We start from the raw sequence: 23,292 nt of genomic DNA on the forward strand, positions 1-23,292 counted from the left end.
CCATCTGCTCCCCACGGACCGTTCGTCGCGGCCCCGCCTGGTGTGGGAGATGTGAGGGGGAGAATAGCGCAGGGCATCGGGGGTGGGGGTAAGGGGGATAGAGGGGATGGATCGGGGCTGAACGAGGACCCCCACCCGGCCTCCCCCTGGCAGGGGGAGGAGGTCCCGCCACTCGCGGGACACGATCCAGTTCAATCACTTGGTCAGGGTCTCGATCCCAGTTCCACCCACCGGGCGGCTCCCCCCCCCCCTGCCAGGGGGAGGTTGGGTGGGGGTGCAGGGAGCCACGATGTCGGGTTGTTACGGACACCTTCCGGCTGGGGGTGCATCTCGGGATGGGGACCGGCCGGCGCCGGGATGACACAGAGTGCGGGGTAGGCGTGGTGATGGAGCCACGGCATCGTACCCCTCACCCGGATCGCGTGGCGATCCGACCTCTCCCCGGAGGGGCGAGGTGAAGGAAGCAAAATCTTGACTGGACCACCTTGCTGGGGCGGCATCTCGGGATGGGTACGGCCGGCGCCGGTATGACCGGGGCGGGTAGTGTTGTGACAGGCAAGGGAAGGTTGGGGGTGGCGAGGGGCGTGATGCAAGGCAAAGGCCCGGTGGATCGAGTTTTTGCCAGCGCCGTTAGGAGAGAGCGGTGAGCAGGAGTGGGATGATGGACGAGAGCGAGAAAGAGGTGATCGGCAAGGATTTTGCCGAGGCGGTGAACATGGCGCCGGGGGAAATCGAGACGTGGCTCAAGTCGGACGAGAGCCAGAAGGTGGGATGGCCCAAGGATCGCGATAGGACGGAATCGGTGGGGCACCATTCGGGGCGCCGCATCATCGAGATCAAGCACAAGAAGAAGGCCGACCTGACCAGCGAGGACTATGAGCATATGCGCAAGGTCGTTGGCTATGTGCACCGGCACCTGGCGCAGCGGCCCAAGGGCGACGTGAGCGAAACGCCCTGGCGCTACTCGCTGATGAACTGGGGGCACGATCCGCAGAAGTAGCGTGAAGCATCGAACCCCCACCCTTGCCATTCGAGCATAGCTCTCATGGCCTTTATCGCTCAAATCGCTCCACCGGAGCGATTTGCCCTGCGGGACGCTCTGCAGTCCCCCTGGCAGGGGGAGGAGCAGACAGAGCCTAGCGGCCGCTGCGGTAGTTGGGTGCCTCGCGGGTGATGGTCACGTCGTGGACGTGGCTTTCGCTGAGGGCGGCGCCGGAAATCTTGACGAAAACGGAGTTGTCGCGGAAGTCCTGCAGCGTGTGGGCGCCGGTATAGCCCATGGAGGCGCGCAGGCCCCCGGCCAATTGATGCAGCACGGCGCCCGCATTGCCCTTGTAGGGAACCTGACCTTCGATGCCTTCGGGGACCAGCTTCATCTGGTCGCGGACGTCCTGCTGGAAATAGCGGTCGGCGGAGCCGGAGCCCATGGCGCCGACCGAGCCCATGCCGCGGTAGGATTTGTAGGAGCGGCCTTGGTAGAGATAGACCTCGCCGGGGCTTTCGTCGGTGCCGGCCAGGAGCGAGCCGACCATGACGCAGGATGCGCCGCCGGCCAGGGCCTTGGCCATGTCGCCGGAGAACTTGATACCGCCATCGGCGATGACGGGAATGCCCTGCCTGGCGCCTTCCTCGGCGCAGGCCATGACGGCGGCAAGCTGGGGTACGCCGACGCCGGCGACGATGCGGGTTGTACAGATCGAGCCAGGGCCGATGCCGACCTTGATGGAGTCCGCGCCTGCGTCAATGAGGGCCTTGGTGGCTTCGGCGGTGGCGACGTTGCCGGCGACGATGCGCGTGGAATTGCTTTCGCGCTTGACGCGCTCGACCGCCTCGGCGACGCGCACCGAATGGCCGTGGGCGGTGTCGATGACGAGGAGGTCGACGCCGGCGTCGATCAAAGCCAGCGAACGCTCAAAGCCCTGATCGCCGACGGTGGAGGCAGCAGCAACGCGCAGGCGCCCATGGGCATCCTTGACGGCGTCAGGATTGAGCTGGGCTTTTTCGATGTCCTTGACCGTGATCAGGCCGACGCAGCGATAGTCATTGTCGATGACGAGGAGCTTTTCGATGCGGTGCTTGTGCAGCAGCATCTTGGCTTCGTCCTTGGAGACGCCGTCGCGGACGGTGACGAGGTTTTCGTGCGTCATCAGCTCGGCGATGCGCTGGCCGGGGCTGGAGGCGAAGCGGACGTCACGATTGGTGAGGATGCCGACGAGCTTGCCGATGGCGCGGCCGCCGGTGCCGCCATTTTCAACGACGGGAATGCCCGAGATGCGGTTGACCTGCATCAGAGAAAGCGCATCGGCCAGAGTGGCGTCGGGACCGATGGTGATCGGATTGACCACCATGCCGCTTTCGAAGGACTTGACCTGGCGGACCTGTTCGGCCTGCTGCTCGGCGGTGAGGTTCTTGTGGATGACGCCCATGCCGCCCGCCTGGGCCATGGCGATGGCCATGGCGCTCTCAGTGACGGTGTCCATCGCCGAACTCAGGATGGGTAGATTAAGAGCGATATCCTTGGTGACGTAGGTCGAGATATCGGTTTCGCCGGGCAGGACATCGGAGCGCGCGGGCTGAAGCAGCACGTCATCGAAGGTCAGCGCGTAATCGCCGGTGACTGTGGTGATGATCTTCGCCAAGGCCAGACCCTTCCGTGCCTTCTGAACTGGTCAGAAATGTTGGATGCATGAACCGGGCGGGAGACTCGTCGCCGGGCTCAGGTTGGCGAGGGTCATTAGCACCGGGGCAAGTCTTTGCATAGTGGGTGGGGCGCTGGGTGCCGCGTGGCTGGGTTGCAGCGGCAGAGGGCTCGCGGATTTGGATTAAACTCGCCGCGGAATCTACCATACAAGCAGGCTTTTGGTCTTTGCAGGGGCGATGGTTAGGTTCATAGTTGTTTTCGGGCGCTGCTGGCGTCACCGCCTCGATTCTCCCCACCCGGTCTGTCTTCGTGATCCGCGTTACACCTCTCATCCTGGCGGTCGCTCTGTTCATGGAACAGATGGACTCCACCGTAATCGCCACCTCATTGCCGGCGATCGCCACTGATATCGGCACGGAGCCGATTTCGCTGAAGCTGGCGCTGACCTCGTATTTCGTGTCGCTGGCCATTTTCATTCCGATCAGCGGGTGGATGGCGGACCGGTTCGGGGCCAAGAACATTTTCCGGCTGGCGATCCTGGTGTTCATGATGGGATCGCTGGCGTGCTCGTTCTCGTTTTCGCTGGAAACCTTTGTGGTATCGCGGTTTTTCCAGGGCATCGGCGCCTCAATGATGACGCCGGTGGGGCGGCTGCTGCTGGTGCGGTCGACGCCGCGCAACGAGCTGGTATCGGCCGTGGCATGGCTGACAGTGCCGGCGCTGCTCGGGCCGGTGACGGGGCCGCTGCTTGGCGGCTTTCTGACCACGTATCTGAGTTGGCATTGGATTTTCTGGATCAATATTCCGATCGGCATTGCGGGCATAATCCTCGCGGGGATTTTCCTCAAGGTGCCGGACGCGCGCAATCCGCGGCCGATCGACGTGGTGGGGTTTATCCTGGCAAGTTTCGCGTTTTCGGGCGTGGTGTTCGGGCTGTCGGTGGTGAGCCTTCCGGCCCTGCCGATCATCTACGGCTATCTGACGCTGGCGATCGGGGTGACCGCCGCGATCCTTTACCTGCTGCATGCCCGGCGCACGGCTTTTCCGCTGCTCGACCCGACGCTGCTGCGGCATCGGCTGTTTCGCAGCGGAATTACCGGTGGCTCGCTGTTTCGCATCGGGGTGGGCGCGGTGCCGTTTCTGCTGCCGCTGATGCTGCAACTGGGATTCGGGCTCAGCCCGCTGCAATCGGGCGGCATTACCTTCGTGTCCGCGATCGGCGCCATTGCGTCGAAATTCATTGCCGAGCGGGTCTACGCGCGGTTCGGGTTTCCGCGGGTGCTGGGCTTTGCCGCGATCATGGGCGGGCTGCTGATCGCGGCACAGGGTCTGTTCACGGCGCAAACGGCAGTGCCGATCATGATGAGCGTGCTGCTGGTGGGCGGGGTCTTGCGCTCGGTGTTCTTTACCGGCTCCAATGCGCTGGGCTATGCCGATATCGACAATGAAGAGGCCAGCCAGGCGACCGCGATCGTCGCGGTGGCGCAGCAGATCAGCATCGCGCTGGGTGTGGCGATCGCCGGGGCGATCCTGGAGCTGAGCGGGTTGTTCCATGGCGGCGATCTAGGACTGATCGACTTCCAGGTGGCGTTTTTCGTGGTCGGCGGGCTCAGCGCCCTGGCCGGCTCCATCTATCTGTTCTTGCCGGCCGACGCGGGCAGCAATGTTTCGGGGCACAATGTTCCCAGCCTCGTGAAGGCCTGACGATCATGTCGATTTCCCTGCCGGACCGGCCCATCACCGAAAATACCGAGGCGGTGGCGCCGGTTTCGAGCCGCGCATCGCGGATCACGCCGCTCATCCTGGCCACGGCGCTGTTCATGGAAAACATGGATTCCACGGTGATCGCCACCTCGCTCAACGCGATCGCCCAGGACATCCACACCGATCCGATTTCGCTCAAGCTGGCGCTGACGGCGTATCTGGTGGCGCTGGCCATCTTCATCCCCATCAGCTCGTGGATGGCCGACCGGTTCGGGGCCCGCAATGTGTTCCGCGTAGCGATGGCGGTGTTCGTGCTGGGCTCGATCGCCTGTGCGTTTTCCAACTCGCTGTTCGCCTTCGTGGGCGCGCGGTTCTTGCAAGGCATGGGCGGTGCGCTGATGACGCCGGTGGCGCGGCTGGTGCTGGTGCGCTCGACGCCGCGGCACGACCTGGTCAATGCCATGGCGTGGCTGACGATTCCCGGACTGGTGGGGCCGATCGTGGGGCCACCCTTCGGGGGATTTCTCACCACTTATCTCAGCTGGCACTGGATTTTCCTGATCAATGTGCCGATCGGCATCCTGGGGATTGCGCTGGTCAGCAAGTTCCTGCCCGAAACGATCCGCAATGCGCCCCGGCGCATCGATTTCAAGGGATTTGCGCTGGCGGGGCCGGCCTTCGCACTGTTTGCCTTCGGCACGTCGGTGATTAGCCTGCCGGCCCTGCCCCCGGTGGTCGGCGTGGTGGCGACCGTGATCGGCCTCGTGCTCGGCTTTTGGTACACCCGCCATGCGCTGGCAACGGAATATCCGCTGTTCGATGTACGGCTGCTGCGGTTTCCATTGTTTCGCAGCGCGGTGGTGGCGGGCACCTTTTTCCGGCTGGGGCAAGGGGCAACGCCGTTTCTGTTTCCGCTGATGCTGCAGCTCAGCTTCGGCTATACCCCGTTTGAATCAGGCATGATCACCTTTGCCAGCGCCATCGGGGCGATCATCGCCAAGTTCGTGGCCAACGGGCTGTTCGTGCGCATGGGGTTCCGCCTGTCACTGACGCTGGCAACGGGAGTTTCGGCATTCGGCCTTCTGGCTATGGGGCTCTATACGCCGCAGACGGCGGTGTTGGCGATCATCGGCATCCTGATTTTCGTCGGGTTCTGGCAATCGATCTTCTGGACCGGCAGCAATGCCTTCGTGTTCGCCGATATCGAGGACAAGGACGCCGGACAGGCCAATGTGATCGCCCAGGTCTCCACGCAATTGTCGATCGCGCTCGGCGTGGCGCTGGGCGGCGGTATCCTGGAGGCCAGTACGGCCTTGCGCGGCGGAGCGCTGGTGCTGGCCGACTTCCACATCGCCTTTTTCATCCTGGCGGCGATCTGCCTGATTTCGACGGTGATGTTTTTGCGGTTGCCAGCCAATGCCGGGCATCAGCTGACATCGCGTCCGCACGCCCATTAACCGGCGGACGCGCGCGAACTTACCCCAAGTCAATGCGCCGAGGCGCGGCACGACCGATGATTGCAGGGTCCACTATCGGACCTTTTCGATCAAAGGAGACCCGCCGTGTCCACTTCCCTCGCTTCGGCCGCCATTGCGGCCCGTACTCCGTCCGTACCCGGTTCGCACACCTTAAGTGCAGGCCTGCTTGCCGGGCAATTTACCTTGTTGTGGGCCACGTTCTTCATTCTCTCGAGCGCCGTTGGCTGGCCGGCAAGCCTAGATGATCCGGCCAGCATCGCCCTGCCGCGGGTCCTCGACAATCTGGGCGCCATACAGCTGGGCTATAGCGCGTATCTGCTGGCGGCGCTGCTGCTGGTTCCGGCCAGCGCGGCGCTGGTCGTCCGGCTGAAGCTGTCGCGGGCCGCTGCGACGCTACTGATCGGCCTGGCGGTTCTGAGCGCGATTGCCAAGACCATCGGCATCACCCGTTGGCTGTTCGCCATGCCGGTGCTGGCGGAAGCCTTCATGACGCCGGGCGCCGACCAGGGTCAGATCAGCGTCGTCTTCGACATGCTCAATGCCTGGGCCGGGGGGATCGGCGAAATCGTCGGCGTGGGCCTGCTCGGCGGGCTATGGACCATCGTCGCCGGCAGCGCCGTGTTGGCGACGCGCGAAAAGTTCAGCAATGTCATCGGCTGGTTCGCGATCGTTGCCGGGGCCGCCTTGTTCCTGACCATTCCGGGCGGATACGGCATCGACATGGGCCCGGCCCTGACCGCGAGCAATATCGTCTGGCAGTTCAGCCTGCTCGCCATGGCCATCTGGGCATCGCGTCGCCAGCACGCTGCCTGATCGCTCACCCGCACAAACCGAAGGAAGCTTGCAAATGAGCACTCTTGCCAAACCTTTACACGCCGTTCTGGGCACCGGGCCCCTCGCCCGGGCTACTGCCGAAGCGCTGCTGGCGCGCGGGATGGCGGTACGGCTGATCAATACATCGGGTCGCATGACCGAGGAGCCGGCAGGTGCCACCGTGATCGCTGCGAACCTGCTCGATCCTGCAGCCGCGCACTCGGCGCTCACCGGCGCATCGGTCGTGCACTTTTGCGCCCAGCCGCCCTATCACCAATGGGTGGAGAAGTTCGCCCCATTACAGGACGCCGTGATCGCGGCGACGCGACGAGCCGGTGCCCGGCTGATCGTGGCGGAAAATCTTTATGGCTACGGGCCAAGCAAAGCCCCGTTTCGGGAAGACATGCCGCTTGCCCCCAATACCGCCAAGGGGCGCGTCCGCGCCCAGATGCACCGCACGCTGATGGCCGAACACGACAAGGGCAATCTGCCGGTTGCGGTGGCCCGAGCCGCCGATTTCTTCGGTCCGCATGTCGAAGGCTCGGCCGTGGGCGCGCGGGCGATGAAAGCAGTGACCGCCGGCAAGCCTGCCGAAGTCATGGGCAACACGGACATGCCACACGCCTATACCTTCATCGCCGATTTCGGCATGGCGATGGCGGTGCTGGGGACCAATGACAGCGCGCTCGGACAGGTCTGGCACGTGCCCAATGCGCCGGCCGTCAGCACCAGGCAATTCTTCGAGCTGGCGTTCCAGGCGGCCGGGCGGCCATCGGCCGGCGTGCGGCGGATGGGCCGGCTGGAGCTCCAGGTGATCGGCTTGTTCGTACCACCGGTGCGTGAGAGTATCGAAATGCTCTATGAGTTCGAGGAACCATTCCTGGTGGACCACAGCAAATATGTTGCCGCCTTCGGCAATCATGCAACGCCGCTGCAAGCAGCCCTTGCCCGTACCCTGACTGGTCCGCAAACGTCGCCCCGACCGGAGCAAAAGTGACCCCCGAGCAGGCCCAGGACCTGGTTGCGGTCATCCGCCAACACGCCGCGCCACTCGTGCCCGACGTGTTGGCTCTGCAACGATTGACCGGGGCCGTGCAGGTTCGGACCCTGGACAAGGGCCAGCATCTGGCGCGCGCCGGCGAGGTCGCCGACGCCCTATTCTTCGTGCGCTCGGGCATTGTGCGCTATTATTATCTGGCGGAGGGGCTGGAGCATACCGGCCAGTTTTTCAGCACCGGCATGCTGGTCGCCGATGTGGCTTCATTGACGGGCGGGGTTTCGTCCCAGCAGAATATCGATGCCTTGGCCGGCAGCACGATCCTGGTGATCCCGCGCGCCGCCCTGCTGCGCGCCTATGACGAGGACCACGCCCTGGAACGGTTCGGACGGCGCGTTGTCGAGCAGGCCATGGCCGGAGCGCAACGGCGCAGCGCGGCCTTGCTCATGACCAGTCCCGAACAGCGCTATCGCCAGTTCGTCGCCGCGCGCCCCGAAGTGGCCAACGCGGTGGCACAATATGTGATCGCGTCCTATCTGGGGATCACGCCCGAATCGTTGAGCCGGATACGCGCCCGGCGCTAGGCGGACGTCCGCATCCACTGCCCACAAGCCTCAGCGTTCGTTCGCGTCTGTTGCATCCCGGCCCACATTGCTCCTGAAACCCTTGGCGATGAGATAGGCTTCGGCGGAGTCCTGGCGGCTGGATTTGGGCTTGGCATGGACGGTGGTGCGGAAGTGGCGCTTGAGCATGTGCAGCAATTCATGCTCGGTGCCGCCCTGGAACACCTTGGCGACGAACATGCCGTTTTCGGCAAGCACGTCGATGGCGAATTCGGCGGCGATCTCGATCAGGTGCACGATGCGCAAATGGTCAGTCGGGCGATGGCCGGTGGTGGGCCAGGCCATGTCGGACATCACCAGATCGACCTTCTTGCCGCCCATGGCGTCGATCAGCGTCTGGGGGGCGTCGTCGTCGGTGAAATCCTTTTGCAGCAGGATGACGCCCGGAATCGGATCAACGAACAGGTAATCGATGGCGACGATCAGCGGATTGGCTTCGGTCGAGCCGATGGCTTTGGCGGCTATCTGCGACCAGCCGCCAGGTGCCGCGCCCAGATCGACGATGCGCATGCCGCGGCGAAACAGATGGTGCTTTTCATCCATTTCGCGAATCTTGAAGGCCGCGCGAGAGCGCAGGCCTTCGGCGCGGGCGCGGGCAACGTAAGGATCGTTGAGCTGGCGCTCCAGCCACATGGTGGAGGAGACCTTGCGGCCCTTGGCCGACTTGACGCGGATCTTGAGATCCTTGTCGGACTTGCGGCCGCCGGTGCCGAGCGATTTTTCAGCCATTGGCGTTTCTCCGCAACGGGTAACGCGTCGCGCGGCCCTGCACGCGGTCGGCATCCATCAGCGAGATCAGGATGCCCTCGCGCAGGCCCCGATCGGCGACGCGGACGCGATCGGTGGGCCATTCACGGCGGATCGCCTCGAAAATGGCGCAGCCGGGCAGGACCAGGTCGGCACGATCCCGGCCGATGCAGGGATGGGCAACGCGGCGGTCGAACGGCATGGCCAGCAGGATGCGCATGGTCTGGTCGACCTCGGCGCGCTTCATCCAGAGGCCATCGACCTTCTGGCGCTCATAACGCTCCAGCCCCAGATGCAGCCCGGCCAGGGTGGTCACCGTGCCCGAGGTGCCGATCAGGTGCACGGGATGGGTGGCGATCATCTGGCGCAGTTTCTCGCGGCCGCGGAACTGGCGCAGATGTTCGGCCACATGGGCGACCATGGCCTCGAACACCGCCGGGGTCACATCGATACCGCCGAACTTTTCGGCGATCGAGACCACGCCCACGGGCAGCGACTGCCAGGAGCGGATCGAGGCGGGCATGCGCCCCTGCGACTTGGGGCGGCCGCCGCGGAAATCGAGCCAGGCCAGCTCCGACGAGCCGCCCCCGATATCGAACATCAGTGCGCCCGCGGCATTGGCATCGATCAGATCGGCGCAGCCGGTGACGGCCAGTTCGGCCTCGGTGCGGCGATCGACGATTTCGAGATCGAGGCCGATCTCGTTCTTGACGCGGGCCAGGAAGGCCGGCCCGTTTTGGGCGGCGCGGCAGGCCTCGGTAGCGATCAGGCGCATTCGCGCCGGCTGGTGTTCGCGCAGCTTGTTGCGGCACTGGCGCAGCGCCTCCATGGTGCGCTCCATGGCCGCCTCCCCCAGCCGGCCGCTGGTGGACACGCCCTCGCCGAGCCGCACGATGCGGGTGAAGCCGTCGAGCACGCGAAAGCCATGGTCATGGGGGCGCGCGATCAGCAGGCGGCAATTGTTGGTGCCAAGGTCGAGCGCCGCATAAACGGGGCCGCGATGCTTGCGGTGGGGCGTGGGCGCTGTCGGCGTCCGCTGTTCCGGCGATGGACCAAGGGCTTCGATTGCCCCTGCCCCTCGCCCCGGCCGGCGTTCGCCATCCCGGGAAGGAAATGCCGCATCGTGCGCAGACGATATTGCGGCAGCGGACCGATCACTGTCGGTCACGATAGTCTCCTGCATGCGCGGTCGCCGACCGATTAAGCGGCCGCGCCCGACACATTTTCATTGCGTGTCGAGAATGAAGGTAGAGCACGGGACGGTTTTGCGCAATCGCTGGCTTTGCCGGCGTCCGATGCGCCGTCTGGCTTCCATTGTGCCGCGGGCTTTCCGGCGTTTGCCGCTCCCGCCCGCCTGGTGCATTGCATGGACGATGCCAGCGCGCGCCCTACCCGTTCGGCGTTGTCGAGGCGGCGGGAAATAATCGGGCAATGCCGCCACGGCCCTTGAACCCAACAGCCAATGTGCTAAAAGCCGCTCCGAAGCGACAGAGCGCCCTACCGAGCGCCCCGAAAGCCCAACTTTCGCACCGCTTCCCAAGTGCCAGAAGACCAGCGCTTTGGGGAATAGTTCAACGGTAGAACAGCGGACTCTGACTCCGTCAATCTTGGTTCGAATCCAGGTTCCCCAGCCAATTATCTATACAGTCGTGAAATTTCTTTATTATTTGCGAGGCGATGTAATCGCTTCCCACGTCGGCCCTAGACAGGTTTGCACTACTAATCTTGGCTGGCCTACCGGCGGATTGCAGGGCGCTGCGGTTCATGCCAGCCTTGGGCATCGCCGGTGACGCGTGATGCAGCAAGACGCTCAGAAGGCTGGACCATTGCGGTCAGCCAACCCAGGCCGTGCGCTGGAAAAGTACAGGTCTGTTCAACCCAGGTCTAGATGTGAGCCGGTCCCGCTCATGCCGCCCTAGGCCCCAAATCCACCCTCAGGCCAGCCACAAATTGCCTGAAAGGCGCTGTTGCAGGCCGAAGCCAGCGGTGACGGAGATGGGGTGGCAATGCGAGCGCCAAGTCGGCAGCGGTTCTTGAGGGCTACACCTTCAACTCCATGGCCAGGCGGACAAGGTCGGCGCGGCGGTGGCGGCCAACCTTGTCGAAGATACGAACCAGGTGCGTGCGAATGGTGCTGGTGGCAATTCCAAGGTCCCCGGCGATCTCGCGATTGGATCGTCCGGCCACGACGCGTTCGTAGATGCGGCCCTCGGCCTGGGTGAGGCCATAGATGGCCACGACTGCCTGGCTGACTGTCTGCGGCAGGAAGCCGGCATCACCGACGAAAACCGCCGCCACGCCTGTCGAGGCGACGCCGGCCCTGCCGATACGACTATCGAGCGGCACCACGTGGACGGCAAAGCCGGAGCCATCGGCGCGTGACGCCGATAGGCTCACCCGGGGGTGCCCGGGGCCGATCCTGGCGACTGCCTCGGCCAGTTGCCTGGACGGTTGGCTGGCCACCAGATCGAGCCTTCCTCCAAGATTTCTGATCGCGTCGCCGCGGTGCAGCATGTCGGTCGCAGCGCGGTTGGCATGAAGAATGCGCAGCGCTGCATCGACCAGCACCACGCCTCGCGGCGTTGCGTCAAGCCCGCTCATCAGAGCCGCATTGGTGGTCGTCGCCGCATCGATGAGCCGGCTGATCTCCAAAGCGCGGCTCAGATGCGGCTGGATCAGGCCAAGCGCATGACGCTCGGCCTCGCCTATCGATTGCCAGCCGCACTGGCTGGCGAGGCGCAAGGTGGCGCCGGCTCCCGCATTGCCGAACGTGAGCACGAGCGTCTGGCTGCCGCCTTCAGACTCGTTCGCCGATGCTTCCCGCAGGCTTTGCGAAGAGGCTGACGAGACTGCTGCGCCGGCTCTTTGATCATGCCATATTGCCACCAACATCCGCTCGTCGCCAGGCCGACCGATTGTCAGAGATGCGCTGTCGCAATGGAAATGTTGCCGAAGGGCCGTGAGCGTGACCGGCCACAATTGGGGATCGACCGCCGCCCCGTAAATCAGCCCGATCAAACCATTGAGCATCGCGTCCATCTTGGCCCGTCACCGCCGCCCGAACATTCAGTCCGACTTAGGCAGCCAGACGTTGCGAAGTCAAATCGCCAAGTACAAGACCCTAGGCAGGAATGCTGAACTGATCGGCAAGGCGAACCAGATCAACCCGGTTGCGGCGGCCCGTCTTGTCGAACACGCGCAGCAGGTGGGACTTGAGCGTACTTGGCGCGATCCCCAGGTCCAAGGTGATTTCGGTGCTGGTCCGTCCGGAGGCGACATGCCCGAACACTTTCGCTTCGGCAGGCGTCAGGCCATAGAGCGCCGATACGGCGTCGACCCCGATATTGCTGTCGACGACAGGATCGGCGATGAACACCGCTGCAGCCGCTCGATTGGGAAGCCCGGCCCGATCACTGCGTTGCTCGAGCGGCATGACGTGAAGCGCAACTGGAGAATTATCGCCGCGGCGTGCTGGGAGGCTGAGGCCGCGCCGGCCGATGCCGGCTTCATTGGATGCCGCGATCCGAACGGTATCCTCGAGCTGGCCGGGCACCAAAGGGCGGGTAATGTCGAGGCGTCCGGCCTGGTAGCGTATCGGCTCCTCGCGATCCAACATCCGGGTGGCGACCGTATTGGCGTGAAGAATGCCCAGATCCTTATCAACCAGGACGACGCCGCTGCCAATCGCGTCAAAGGCCGCCTCCAGCGTCGCATTCGCCTCGATCGAGGCGTCGAGCAAGTCGCTGATCATGACCGCGCGGCGCAGGTGCGGGGCCAGGATACGCAACTCGTCAAGCTCAGTATCGTCGACCGGCTTGCGGTCGGCGTGAACGGCCATGCCCAGCGACGCATTCATGGTCCGGTCATTGGCCATCAGGATCACGACCTGGTCGACGATGTTCTGCGGGCGCACCCAATCGAGGTAGTAGCGGTTGTGGTCCTTGGTCTCGAAGCCCCTCATGCGCGAGTGGAGCAGAGGCTCCTCCAGCGGCAGGCGCGCCGAGACCGCCGGGCCACCCCACAGTTCGGGAATATGCATCGTCAGATGCGGCAGGCTTTCGGCATATTGCTGCGGTACGTTGCACGAGACCTGCACCAACGGCACGATCGTGGGCAGTTTCATGATCCCAAGCATGGCTAGCTGGAACTGATAATGCACCCGGATCGCCTCGATGGCGTCCGGCCATCGGCTGGGCTCGATCACGGCATCGTAGATGCAGCCCACCAGGTCGTTGATCGTCGTGTCGGACATTGGCACCCCCCGGCATTCCCTGGTGCGAGGGAATTATGCCGGAGGACCGAAGTCAAGTGTGGGGTGAATGACTCTCGATTACTTCGGCCCCACGAAGACATCCGGCCCACATGCGGAGCATCCGCCATAGACCGGGTCGGGGTCCTCGGATGTGGTGGGGATGAAGCTCTCCCAGGTGCCGCCCGAGGCATAGATCGCCATCTGGTTCACCGGCGGGATCATCTGCACCCCGTACTGGCCGGCAAAGCCGCTGCCATCGGCACGCATGGTGAAGGTGCCCACGCCGGCATAGCCGTTGGCGCTCTGCCAGTTCAGCACCAGCGTGTTCCCGCTCACTTGCCCGGTGAACTGGGATGCGTTGCCCATGGTGTCGATGTAGTTCCCCCCTGCAACCGCCCCCTGCTGGGCGATGTGGAACTGCTGCACCAGGCCCGTGCTGGTGCGCACCCACCAGTCGCCGGCAAAGCTGGCCAGCGCAGCCGGTTCGGGTTGGGGTTGGGGTTCGGGTTCGGCCGGTGCTACTGGGGCCGGCTGCGGCGGCTCTGGCTGTGGCGCTGGTTGTTGGGGGACAGCCGGCTCGGGCTGGGCAGCGGGTTGTTGCGGTATGGACGGTTGCACCACTGGTGGCTGCGCCACCGGCTGGGGCAGCTCGAAATCGAGGTAGCCGCGCGACACCGTGGCATGGGGATTGTTGGCCGCGATCAGGCACCAGCTATCGGTACAGGCCAGGCATTGTATCCGGCTGTTGCCCTCTGCCTTGCCGATGATGTCGCCGCCCTTGCCATCCTGGGTCAGGCCATCGCGGATATTGATCTGCTGGCGCACCACCGCGGTCTCTGCCGGACACTGACCCTGGGGCAGCATCACGACCTTGGGTGCTGGCGGTGGCGGTGGCGGCAGGGGCTGCACCGGGGTCGCCGGAACCGCCGGTGTGGGGGGCGTGGCGGGAACCACCGGGGCGGGCGATGGGGCCGGGGCCGCAGGCGTTGCCGGAATAACCGGGGGTGCGGGCGCCGCAGGGGCCGGGTTTAACGTTCCGCTCCAGGCATTCAGTCCTGCATAGCCATTGTGCCAATAGCCCGAAAATCCCCTACCGTCGGGATAAAGGAAAAAGCTGCCGCTGCCGGTATTCAAGCCGTCGCGGATTTGCAAAGCCAGTTCAGTCGGTCGCCCGGGGGAACTGATGATAGTCCCGCTCAGACTGCCATTGTTGTAGGCGCCAGTGACCTTGCCACCGGGGAGAAGCCTGATCGTCAGCGGCGTCGCCTCGCCAACCGCGCGGCTCATGGCAAAACTGCCGTCAAAGGTGCCGCTCTGCACCGGCTTGGTGAAAGCGCTGCTGGAATACCCATCCCAACTGCCTTTGACATTGCCTGCGGTCGGTTTGACGGCATGGTTGCCCTGTGTCCACATGCCGGCGAATGCCTTCGCATCCGGCGCCAGGTGGAACATCACCGTGCCGCTCACCCCGCCCTGGGTCCACACGGCATACAGATCGCGGCCGATAACCATGCCGCTGCTGATCTTGCCGGCGCCGTAGTCGCCGGTGACATTGCCGGCAGCGTCCTGCTTCAACAGCATATTGTATGTCACCCCGCCCTGTACCCTGGTCACCCACAGCCCGTTGAAGCTGGCGCCCGGTGCAGGATTGGCCTTGATCGGCATGGCATCGGCTGGCTTGCCGGTCTGGATATACACCTTGGGCGGCGGCGGCGGTGGCGGCTTGATCAGCACGTCGGCATCCTCGCAATAAAGCGGTGCCGGATATTGGTTGAACGGGGCGTACCACATGCCGCCGCCTTCGCCCCGCGCGCCGAAATAGGATCCCTGCATCGACGCCACCAGCCCGCCACTCGGGCCGTCGCGATAGACTTCGAGCAGTTCGGCGGTGAACTTGACGATGCCATAGGTACCGTCGCCGTTGTGGTCCTTCCAGGGATGGGTCTGGAAGAAGATATGCCCGGTGCGGGTATTGAACCTGCCGCCCAGGATCTTGCCATTGGCATAGCGCTTCTCGGCAATGCCGCCGAACCAGATATTGCCGTAGATGTGGTTGTAGTCGTCCTTGTCGATGAACTCGCTGCCGTCCGGGTTGCGGTTGCGGCTGACCCCCAGGATGATGGCATTGGCGCCGCCGATGGCGGTATAGACCATCGGGCCGCGCAGATGCCACTGCCGGCACACGGCAGCGGAATAGCCGCGGCAATCGAGCGACATATTCGCGTCCAGGGGGCGGCGGCCCGCATACCAGTCCTTGCGATAGGCCATGCAGTAATCGTAGTTGATCCGGGTCTTGCCATTGGCCGCGGTCAGCGGCTGGGGCGCCTCCCAGGACCCGTTGCCCTTTTTCCAGGCCACCCAGATGGCGCCCTGCGCGTCCTGATAGAACACTTCGAGCTGCGCGGGATTGGGGAGCAAGGTGGCGCTCAGCGTATTGCCTGCAGGCGCGGCGCCCGCGCCCGTCGTCGGCAGTATCCCATGCCAGTTGCCGTTCTGGAACTTGTAGACATCGTTGACCTTGCCATCCGGGCCGATGGCAAAGGTCTCCAGGTGGTTGGCGAGCGGCATAATGGCCGCGCTGACCGGGGCGCCGGGGGGCGCGTAGCCGTCAGAACTGATCGTCGCCGTTCGCCAATGATAGATATCCCCGCCAACCTTCCAGGCGACCATGGCCGCCCCACGCGGATTGGTGAAGAACACTTCGGCCTGTTCGAACTTGGGTGCTCCGGCACCTGCCGAACGATAGTAGATGGCGTCCAGCCAGGCGCCAGTCGCAGCGGTGCCGGGCTCGGTAATGGCAACCGGCGTGGTCCAGGATCCGTTGGAACCCTTCCAGGTCAGCCAAATCGTGCCATTGGGAGCGCTGTAAAACAGTTGGCTCTGCTCGCCGGTCGACTGGTAAACGGCAGCGGGCTGACTCCCCGGAACGGCGACCCCCGGCCGGGTCATGCGGGCCGGAGCATTCCACCTGCCATTGTTGACCTTGTAGATCATCGAAACCGCGCCATCCTCGGTAATGCCGAAGACGTGCAGCTGATGCACGACAGGCTGCCAGAACCCCGTCAGGGGCGAGCCTGCCTTGGCAAAGCCCCTGCCGGTCAATTTAGCCGGGCTGTGCCAGTCCCCGTTGTGATCCTTCCAGACCACCGACAGCGCCCCCGCGCCATCGACCCAGAACACTTCGAGCTGGTCGTTCTGCACCGACCACAGCGCCTTCAGTTCCGACCCGGGAATGCCCCAGCCGCTCGTGGTGATGGCCTGGGGTTGGTGCCAGTAGCCGTCGGCGCCCTTCCAGACGACATTGACCGCTCCGGTGCCGTCGATCCAGAACACTTCGAGCTGGTTATATCCGGGCTGCCAGATCGAGGTTATGCCCGCCTTGGCCCATGCCGGACTGGCCGCCAGCAATGCGGCCAGCGTCAGCAGCAACAGGGTCAGGTGGCGAAGCATCGCGGGCATGGGCAAATCCGGAACTATCTGGCCGTGAACTGGGTCGGCTTGCCTTCGCAGTCCGGACCATTGGCCCGCTCCACCGTGAAGGTCGGCGCATAACCGGCCTCACTGCCGTGCATTTCGGGCGCAAAGGTCTGGATCACTTGCGTCCAGCCCTCCTGCGTGCCTGACAGGTAGCGGATCATCCGCAGGCTCTGGTCCTCGTACTGCTCGATCCACAGCTCATCGGCCAGGTTGTCATAGGTGGGGAAGACGATCTTGCCGTGGAACACCCAGCGACGGCGCTCCTTGACAGCAATGTCAAAGACTGCGGAATAGCCGCACCATGTACCCTCATACTGGCCCGTCTTGAGATCGCTGTCGGCGGCGTGGGCCGGCACCATGTTTGCGAACGCCAGCAGCACCATGGCCAGCAAGCTCGCCGATTCCGCCGTTCTGTATTTCATCTGTTCACCTCGGATTGCTCGGTCGGTCGGGCTGGTTGCAGGACGAACAGCCGCCATAGTCGATCCGGTCGTCCGGCGCGGGTTGGTCGAGCGGGTTGACGGCGCCGCGCGTGCCGCTCCAGGCGCCCTGGTAATTGTCCCAGGTGATGGGCGAACGGATATCGCCGCGATAGGAGCCGGAAAGCGCATTGCCATCCGCCGACAGCGTCAAATTGCCGTCCCCGGTCCAGCCGCCCTCAATCGTCCAATGAAAGACCAGGGTATTGCCAATCGCGGTGCCATAGAGCCAACCGCGGGTGCCGCCTTGATCAAGGAAGGTGCCGCTAATGGAGTCGCCAACCGCCGTGAGCACGAACAGGTAATGGTTGTTGCGGTCGCTGACGACGCTGTACTGGCCGGCAAAGCCGGCCGGCGGGCCTGCGGCCGGAGCCGGCGGGGCTGGTGCGCGCGGTACGGCGCGCAAGGTACTGCGATAGGCCGTTGTCGGCATCAGGAAATTGGGGGCCCAGACCAGATCGCCGGCGAAGCTGCCATCGCGCTCCATATGCGTGGTCGCGGTGCCAGTCAGTGGCTCGTCCCGTGAGCGCGGGTCTTCCACGATCCGCAAGGTCAACCCGCCGACGCCGTCGAGCTGGCCGGTCACCGTGCCGAACAGCCCGCGACGACGCTCCACATAGGTGCCGGTCACGCTGTCGCCGGCTTGCTCGATATTCATGTCGAGTTGCGAGCCGTCCCCGAGGTCGACCAGCCAGTCACCACCGAGCGGAACCGCGCCGCTGCTGCGCAATGGCTGGGGCCGCGAGGCGCCAGGGGCATATTCGAATGCCAGGTATTGGCGCCAAAGCAGAGCGCCCGGATTGTCATCGACCACGGCGCAATAGTTCTCGTCGCAGGCCTTGCAGGCCAGCAAAGTGCCGGCGGGCAGGCGCTTGAACTGCTCCTTGACCGCCGCATCGACCAGAGATGTGGACATTGCGGTCACCAGATAGGGCGCCGGGCATATCCGCGTCGGCATCGGATAGGGGCTGGTATCGTGCCAGACACCGTCCTCGTCGAGATAGCCCTGTCGCTGCGGTTGCTCGGGCACCGGCATTTCGCTGCCCGGACCGCCCGTGGCGGCTCGTCCTTCGGTGGCAGCCGCGCTGGCGGTGATGAGGGTCCAGATACCGAAGCTGCGGTCAGCGCCGTGCCAGTAGCCGGTCAGGTGAGCATTGTCGGCCCCGAGCAGCAGCGCGCCCTGACCGGATGCATTGCCGTCGGTGAAGCTCGTGGCAATTGCCGGAGACCCCTGCGGGGCCAGGTGGATCGAGCCCTGACCGCCGGTGGCTGGCTGATAGCCGCCGCGAAAGCCTGTTGCATCAAAAGGTACCGCGAGGTTGAGGGGCACGGCGCCATTGCCCCGGTCCAGCACCCAATTGCCGGAAAGATCGATATTGGCCGGGGAGCGCGCACGATCGCCGCGGTAGCCGTCCCAGGTGCCGGCAGCATTGGCGGGTTCGGGCGCACCATCGCCTCGCGCCCAGATTCCGGCAAACACCGATCCATCCGCAGAAAACCGCAGCAGCATCGTTCCACCCGCGCCGCCCTGCGTCCAGCGCGCATAGAGATCGCGGCCGACAAGCAACCCGGCCGAAATGGTGCCGGACTCGTAGCTACCGCTGACAGTGCCGGCGCCGTCCTGCGTCAAGTTGAGGCGATAAATCGTGCCACCCTGCACGGTGCTGGTCCATTGGCCGGATATGTCGACCCCGGCGACAGGCGAGGCCACGACCGGCATCGGGGCCGCCACGATCTGGGTAATTCCCTGTAGAGTGAGCAGGCAGCAGGCAATGAACAGTTGGGACAGGCGCAGCATCACTTTGGCCCCACGAAGACATCCGGCCCACATGCGGAGCATCCGCCATAGACCGGGTCGGGGTCCTCGGATGTGGTGGGGATGAAGCTCTCCCAGGTGCCGCCCGAGGCATAGATCGCCATCTGGTTCACCGGCGGGATCATCTGCACCCCGTACTGGCCGGCAAAGCCGCTGCCATCGGCACGCATGGTGAAGGTGCCCACGCCGGCATAGCCGTTGGCGCTCTGCCAGTTCAGCACCAGCGTGTTCCCGCTCACTTGCCCGGTGAACTGGGATGCGTTGCCCATGGTGTCGATGTAGTTCCCCCCTGCAACCGCCCCCTGCTGGGCGATGTGGAACTGCTGCACCAGGCCCGTGCTGGTGCGCACCCACCAGTCGCCGGCAAAGCTGGCCAGCGCAGCCGGTTCGGGTTGTGGTTGGGGTTCGGGTTGCGGTGCGGGCTCGGCTGCGGCGGGGCTGGTCTCGGGGGTGAAGCTCTCCCAGGTGCCGCTCTGCTCGTAGAGCGGCATGCGGCCGGCCGGCGGGATCTGCTGCATCGCGAACTGGCCGGCAAAGCCGGAGCCGTCGCCGCGCATGGTCAGGGTACCCGTCCCGGTATAGCCGCGATTGTTCTGCCAGTTGAGCACCAGCGTATCGCCCTGCACCTGACCGGTGAACTGACCGGCCGTGCTGGCATTGTCGGCATAGGAGCCGACGACGGTGGGCCCCTGCTGGTTGATGCGCACCTGCTCGACAATCCCGGTGCTGGTGCGCACCCACCAGTCGCCCGAGAAATCCGCCGCTGGCACCGCCGCCGGCGCGGGCTGAACCGGCGGTTGCGGCTCTGGCCGGGCAGCGGGTTGCGGTACCGGCGGCTGCGCCACCGGTTGCGGCAGCTCGAAATCGAGGTAGCCGCGCGACACCGTGGCATGGGGATTATTGGCCGCGATCAGGCACCAGCTATCGGTGCAGGCCAGGCATTGTATCCGGCTGTTGCCCTCTGCCTTGCCGATGATGTCGCCACCCTTGCCATCCTGGGTCAGGCCATCGCGGATATTGATCTGCTGGCGCACCACGGCGGTTTCTGCCGGACATTGACCCTGGGGCAGCACCACCACCTTGGGTGCCGGCGGTGGCGGGGGCGGCGGGGGCTGTACCGGGGTCGCCGGAACCGCCGGTGTGGGGGGCGTGGCGGGAACCACCGGGGCGGGCGCTGGGGCCGGGGTTGCAGGCATTGCCGGAATCACGGGGGGAGGAGCCGCCGCAGGGGCAGGATTCGAAGCTGGCGGAGGTGGCGCAATGGGGGTCACCTTCGCATCGGCGACCGCGCCCGGTCGCTGGCCGCTCCAGGTTCCCTGACTGGTGGGCTTGTCCGCCTGGCTCCACACACCCTCAAAGCGCTGGCCATCGTCGGCAAGCCTGAACATCACCATGCCGCTGAGCCCGCCCTGATGCCAGTGCGCATAAAGCGCGCGATCGACGATCACGCCATCGGTGAGGGTGCCGGCGGTATAGCTGCCGCTCACCCGTCCGCTCGCCTCCTGCGCCAGCGTCATGGTGTAGGGCGTACCACCCTGAACCCTGGTGTCCCACTGGCCATCGAAGCGAACATTGACGCCCGGCAGCGGCAGGGTCGGCAGATCGCTGACCAGCCGGGTTTGATCCTGCACATTGAGACCCTGCGTCGCGGGTAGTCCGAGTTGGTCGAGCGTCGGCACGCCTGGACGGCCACCCTCGAGCGCTTGGCGCTGGATCATGCTGAGCACTCGATCGGCCACGACGCTGCCGGTATCGGGCTTGTATTTCCGCACGGCCGCCCGGCCGAGTTCGACGCAGGCCACCACCTCGCCATTGGCACAGCGGCTGACCAGCTTGGCCGTGTCGAGCGCCGAACCAAGCGGGACGCCGGTCAGTTTCTCGGCCAGCGGGCGGCAGGCGTCGATCGACTGGCTGATGGCGCAATTGCGCAACGAGGCCAGGTCGCCGGTGGGCAGGCCAACCGCGTCGGCTGCGGCGATCGCGATATCGAAGCAGGCGCTGGGTTTGTTGCCCATGCAGGCTTCGCCATTCTTTTCCACCGCATTGAGCAGCGGCGGCGGCACGAATTCACGTGCGGCCTGAAAGCCCAGGGCCACGCAGGCATCCTGGTCGCCACTGGCGCATCGGACGCCGAGATTTCCGGCCCTGGCGATATCGGCATCCAGGCCGGCCGCCGTGGCGATAGAGGTGCCCAGCGCGAGGCAACTGCCGCTCACGTCCCGCTTGGACGTCGAAGAATCGAGATCCGATTCTATCAGGCAATCCTGCACATTGGCGCCGATCGCGACGATGGTGGATGGGATGACGACGTTTTCCAGCCCCGCAGCCTGCACCGCCTTTTGGCCAAGCCGCGCACAGGCGCCGACATTGCCGTCATAGCAGTCGCTGGCGTCGAGTCCGACCTGCACGACATCGGCTGCCGGGATATTGACGCCCGTCGTCTTCTTGACCAGGTCCTGGGCGAACGTCGCGCAACCGATGAAATCGCCGCCGGCACAGGCGACGGCGCGCTTGATGAGGGGCAATGCTGCCCGCACTTCGCTGGGCAGCACCGAATTGCCCGTGAGCTGGTCGAAAACCTGGACCAGCGTGATACCCGCCGAAGCACACGCCGCCATATTGCCGGCAATGCAACCCGCACCCTGAACGGTGAAATTAACCAGTGGCATCATCGCCACGGCGGCGTCCGAAACCCCCTGCTTGACACCCCGCGCAATATGCTCGACCTGCTCGGCGGCGCTGTCCTTGATGTAGCGGGAGGAACAGATCAGCACCCGCTTGCGGCCATTGTCGACATAATCGACCGCGACGAAGGCATTCCTGGCGTCGCAATAGGCGGTGATGCCAAGAATGCGGCCGCACTGCGTGATCATATAGTCATCGTCGATACGGAATTTGCTCCAGCGATCCAGGAACACCGAGCATTCGCCGGGCTTGATGATCGTGCTGCCGCCAATATCGGTCAGCTTCACCGGCGGCGTCGACCAGCCGCCATCATTGGCCTTCCACACGTCCCAGAGCTGGCCCACCGCGTCGATATAGAACGTCTCGAGCTGCTTGCCTTCGGCCAGATAGGCGGCGCGCAGCACGGTGGCTGTCGGCACCGCATTGTCCGGCACGATCTGTTGCGGTTTCGACCAGCCGCCATTGTTCTGCTTCCACAGCAGCGTGACGCCGCCTTTGGCCGTAACGCCAAAGACTTCAAGATGTTCGTGCAGCGGCTGATAGACCGCGCTGACCGAAGAGCCCGGCGCAGCAAAGCCCGATCCGGCGATGGTCTGCACGGCCCACCGGGAATTGTCGTGGCTCCACACCACATTGAGGCCGCCCAGCCGGTCGACCCAGAAGACCTCGATCTGGTTGCTCGGCCCATACCAGGTGGCCGAGAGCGGCGCATAGTCGGGCGCCAGCCCCGGCGGCGTCAGCAGTTCCGGCTGCGCCCAGGCATTGTCGCGCGATTTCCACACGATAGCGATAGTACCATTGGGCGTGACAGAGAACACTTCGGTGCGCTGGTCGAGCGGCTGATAGACCGCCGCCACCGAGCTGCCGGGTCTGGCATGGCCAACGCCGCTCATATCGCCCGACGGGCGCCAGGAGCCGTTGTCCTTCTTCCACATCATCTTGAGCACGCCACGGTCGTCGATGCCAAAGACCATCAGCTCATGGGCCACCGGCTGCCAGACGCCCGACAATTGTGCGCCAGCGGGAAAATACCCGAACGGGCTGATCCGCACCGGGGCATGCCAGCTGTTGTGGTCGCTCCAGACCAGATTGACCGTTCCGGTGCCGTCCACCCAGAAGATTTCCATCTGGTCATTCTGTGCCTGCCAGACCGCCGTGACCGGCGAGCCGGGAATGCCCAGGCCCGACGGAGTCACGTCGTAAGCCTGCTGCCAGCGGCCGTTATTGTCCTTGTTGACCACCCGCACGGCGCCATTGTCGCCGATCCAGACGGTGTAAAGCTGGCGATAGGGGGCGGGTTTGTAGACGGTCGTCACGTGATTGGGCGTGCCGGAAGGCGTTCCTTTGATGGGCGTACCTTTCTGCGCCGTCTGGAGGGCCGTCTCGAAGCTGTTGACCTGATCGATCGGCCGGCCGATCTGGAAGGGCGTAATGCGGCTACCCTGCCCCTGAGCCAGTGAGGTCAGCGAGACTATCGCGACGATTGCCAATGCAGCCAACCGGGCCAGACCGCGCATCATGGTATCGAGCCCTCCTGCTGCCGAAGGTGAGCAGCAGTGTGGGGGTCTTGTCGTCCACCA

Annotated in this window: 15 protein-coding genes and 1 tRNA gene; 7 read left to right on the forward strand and 9 right to left on the reverse strand. The window is 64.7% G+C overall.

Going from position 1 to position 23,292, the window contains the following annotated elements:
• Nucleotides 1–658: 658 nt before the first annotated feature.
• A complete protein-coding gene (locus ACFE8X_RS00005; protein ID WP_375449846.1) occupies nt 659–1,000 on the forward strand; it encodes a DUF3140 domain-containing protein in 342 nt (113 codons plus the stop codon).
• A 136-nt stretch (nt 1,001–1,136) separates the two neighbouring features.
• Here the strand turns inward: ACFE8X_RS00005 and guaB are convergent, their stop codons facing one another.
• Nucleotides 1,137–2,639 (reverse strand): IMP dehydrogenase, encoded by a 1,503-nt coding sequence (guaB, locus tag ACFE8X_RS00010; RefSeq protein ID WP_375449382.1) that lies wholly within the window; start codon nt 2,637–2,639, stop codon nt 1,137–1,139.
• Nucleotides 2,640–2,950: 311 nt separating this feature from the next.
• Between guaB and ACFE8X_RS00015 the strand changes: the two genes are divergently transcribed.
• The 5 genes from ACFE8X_RS00015 to ACFE8X_RS00035 all read left to right on the forward strand — a co-directional run bounded on the left by ACFE8X_RS00015 (nt 2,951) and on the right by ACFE8X_RS00035 (nt 8,217).
• Nucleotides 2,951–4,345: an MFS transporter gene (locus tag ACFE8X_RS00015; protein WP_375449383.1), complete on the forward strand. Its 1,395-nt coding sequence runs from the start codon at nt 2,951–2,953 to the stop codon at nt 4,343–4,345.
• 5 nt (nt 4,346–4,350) lie between these two features.
• Complete coding sequence (locus ACFE8X_RS00020; protein ID WP_375449384.1) at nt 4,351–5,802, forward strand: MDR family MFS transporter; 1,452 nt, start codon at nt 4,351–4,353, stop codon at nt 5,800–5,802.
• A 105-nt stretch (nt 5,803–5,907) separates the two neighbouring features.
• Nucleotides 5,908–6,636, forward strand: a complete 729-nt coding sequence (locus ACFE8X_RS00025; RefSeq protein WP_375449385.1) for a hypothetical protein — start codon at nt 5,908–5,910, stop codon at nt 6,634–6,636.
• A 34-nt stretch (nt 6,637–6,670) separates the two neighbouring features.
• Nucleotides 6,671–7,633 carry an NAD-dependent epimerase/dehydratase family protein gene (locus tag ACFE8X_RS00030; RefSeq protein WP_375449386.1) on the forward strand — a complete coding sequence of 321 codons (963 nt, stop codon included), beginning with the start codon at nt 6,671–6,673 and terminating at the stop codon, nt 7,631–7,633.
• Nucleotides 7,630–8,217, forward strand: coding sequence for a Crp/Fnr family transcriptional regulator (locus ACFE8X_RS00035; protein ID WP_375449387.1), 588 nt, complete (start codon nt 7,630–7,632; stop codon nt 8,215–8,217). The genes ACFE8X_RS00030 and ACFE8X_RS00035 overlap by 4 nt, the downstream gene beginning before the upstream one ends.
• Nucleotides 8,218–8,247: 30 nt before the next feature.
• Here ACFE8X_RS00035 and ACFE8X_RS00040 read toward each other — a convergent pair whose 3' ends face one another.
• Complete coding sequence (locus ACFE8X_RS00040) at nt 8,248–8,985, reverse strand: RlmE family RNA methyltransferase (RefSeq protein ID WP_375449388.1); 738 nt, start codon at nt 8,983–8,985, stop codon at nt 8,248–8,250.
• A complete protein-coding gene (locus tag ACFE8X_RS00045) occupies nt 8,978–10,171 on the reverse strand; it encodes a Ppx/GppA phosphatase family protein (protein WP_375449389.1) in 1,194 nt (397 codons plus the stop codon). The genes ACFE8X_RS00040 and ACFE8X_RS00045 overlap by 8 nt, the downstream gene beginning before the upstream one ends.
• A 392-nt stretch (nt 10,172–10,563) precedes the next feature.
• Here ACFE8X_RS00045 and ACFE8X_RS00050 point away from each other — a divergent pair.
• A tRNA-Gln gene (locus tag ACFE8X_RS00050) sits at nt 10,564–10,637 on the forward strand.
• A 406-nt stretch (nt 10,638–11,043) separates the two neighbouring features.
• Here ACFE8X_RS00050 and ACFE8X_RS00055 read toward each other — a convergent pair.
• The 6 genes from ACFE8X_RS00055 to ACFE8X_RS00080 all read right to left on the reverse strand — a co-directional run bounded on the left by ACFE8X_RS00055 (nt 11,044) and on the right by ACFE8X_RS00080 (nt 23,232).
• Nucleotides 11,044–11,781: a LuxR C-terminal-related transcriptional regulator gene (locus tag ACFE8X_RS00055; protein WP_375449390.1), complete on the reverse strand. Its 738-nt coding sequence runs from the start codon at nt 11,779–11,781 to the stop codon at nt 11,044–11,046.
• A gap of 343 nt (nt 11,782–12,124) precedes the next feature.
• Nucleotides 12,125–13,255: a helix-turn-helix transcriptional regulator gene (locus ACFE8X_RS00060; protein WP_375449391.1), complete on the reverse strand. Its 1,131-nt coding sequence runs from the start codon at nt 13,253–13,255 to the stop codon at nt 12,125–12,127.
• Nucleotides 13,256–13,333: 78 nt separating this feature from the next.
• Nucleotides 13,334–16,714: a hypothetical protein gene (locus ACFE8X_RS00065; RefSeq protein ID WP_375449392.1), complete on the reverse strand. Its 3,381-nt coding sequence runs from the start codon at nt 16,712–16,714 to the stop codon at nt 13,334–13,336.
• Nucleotides 16,715–16,728: 14 nt separating this feature from the next.
• Nucleotides 16,729–17,154 carry a hypothetical protein gene (locus ACFE8X_RS00070; RefSeq protein WP_375449393.1) on the reverse strand — a complete coding sequence of 142 codons (426 nt, stop codon included), beginning with the start codon at nt 17,152–17,154 and terminating at the stop codon, nt 16,729–16,731.
• Between the two features lie 4 nt (nt 17,155–17,158).
• On the reverse strand, nt 17,159–19,009 hold the full coding sequence (locus ACFE8X_RS00075) for a hypothetical protein (protein ID WP_375449394.1): 1,851 nt from the start codon (nt 19,007–19,009) through the stop codon (nt 17,159–17,161).
• A complete protein-coding gene (locus ACFE8X_RS00080; RefSeq protein ID WP_375449395.1) occupies nt 19,009–23,232 on the reverse strand; it encodes a hypothetical protein in 4,224 nt (1,407 codons plus the stop codon). Before ACFE8X_RS00080 ends, ACFE8X_RS00075 begins: the two co-directional genes overlap by 1 nt.
• Between the last annotated feature and the right edge of the window lie 60 nt (nt 23,233–23,292).

It is taken from the genome of uncultured Devosia sp. (assembly GCF_964244875.1).
In the GTDB taxonomy this organism is placed as follows: Bacteria; Pseudomonadota; Alphaproteobacteria; order Rhizobiales; family Devosiaceae; genus Devosia.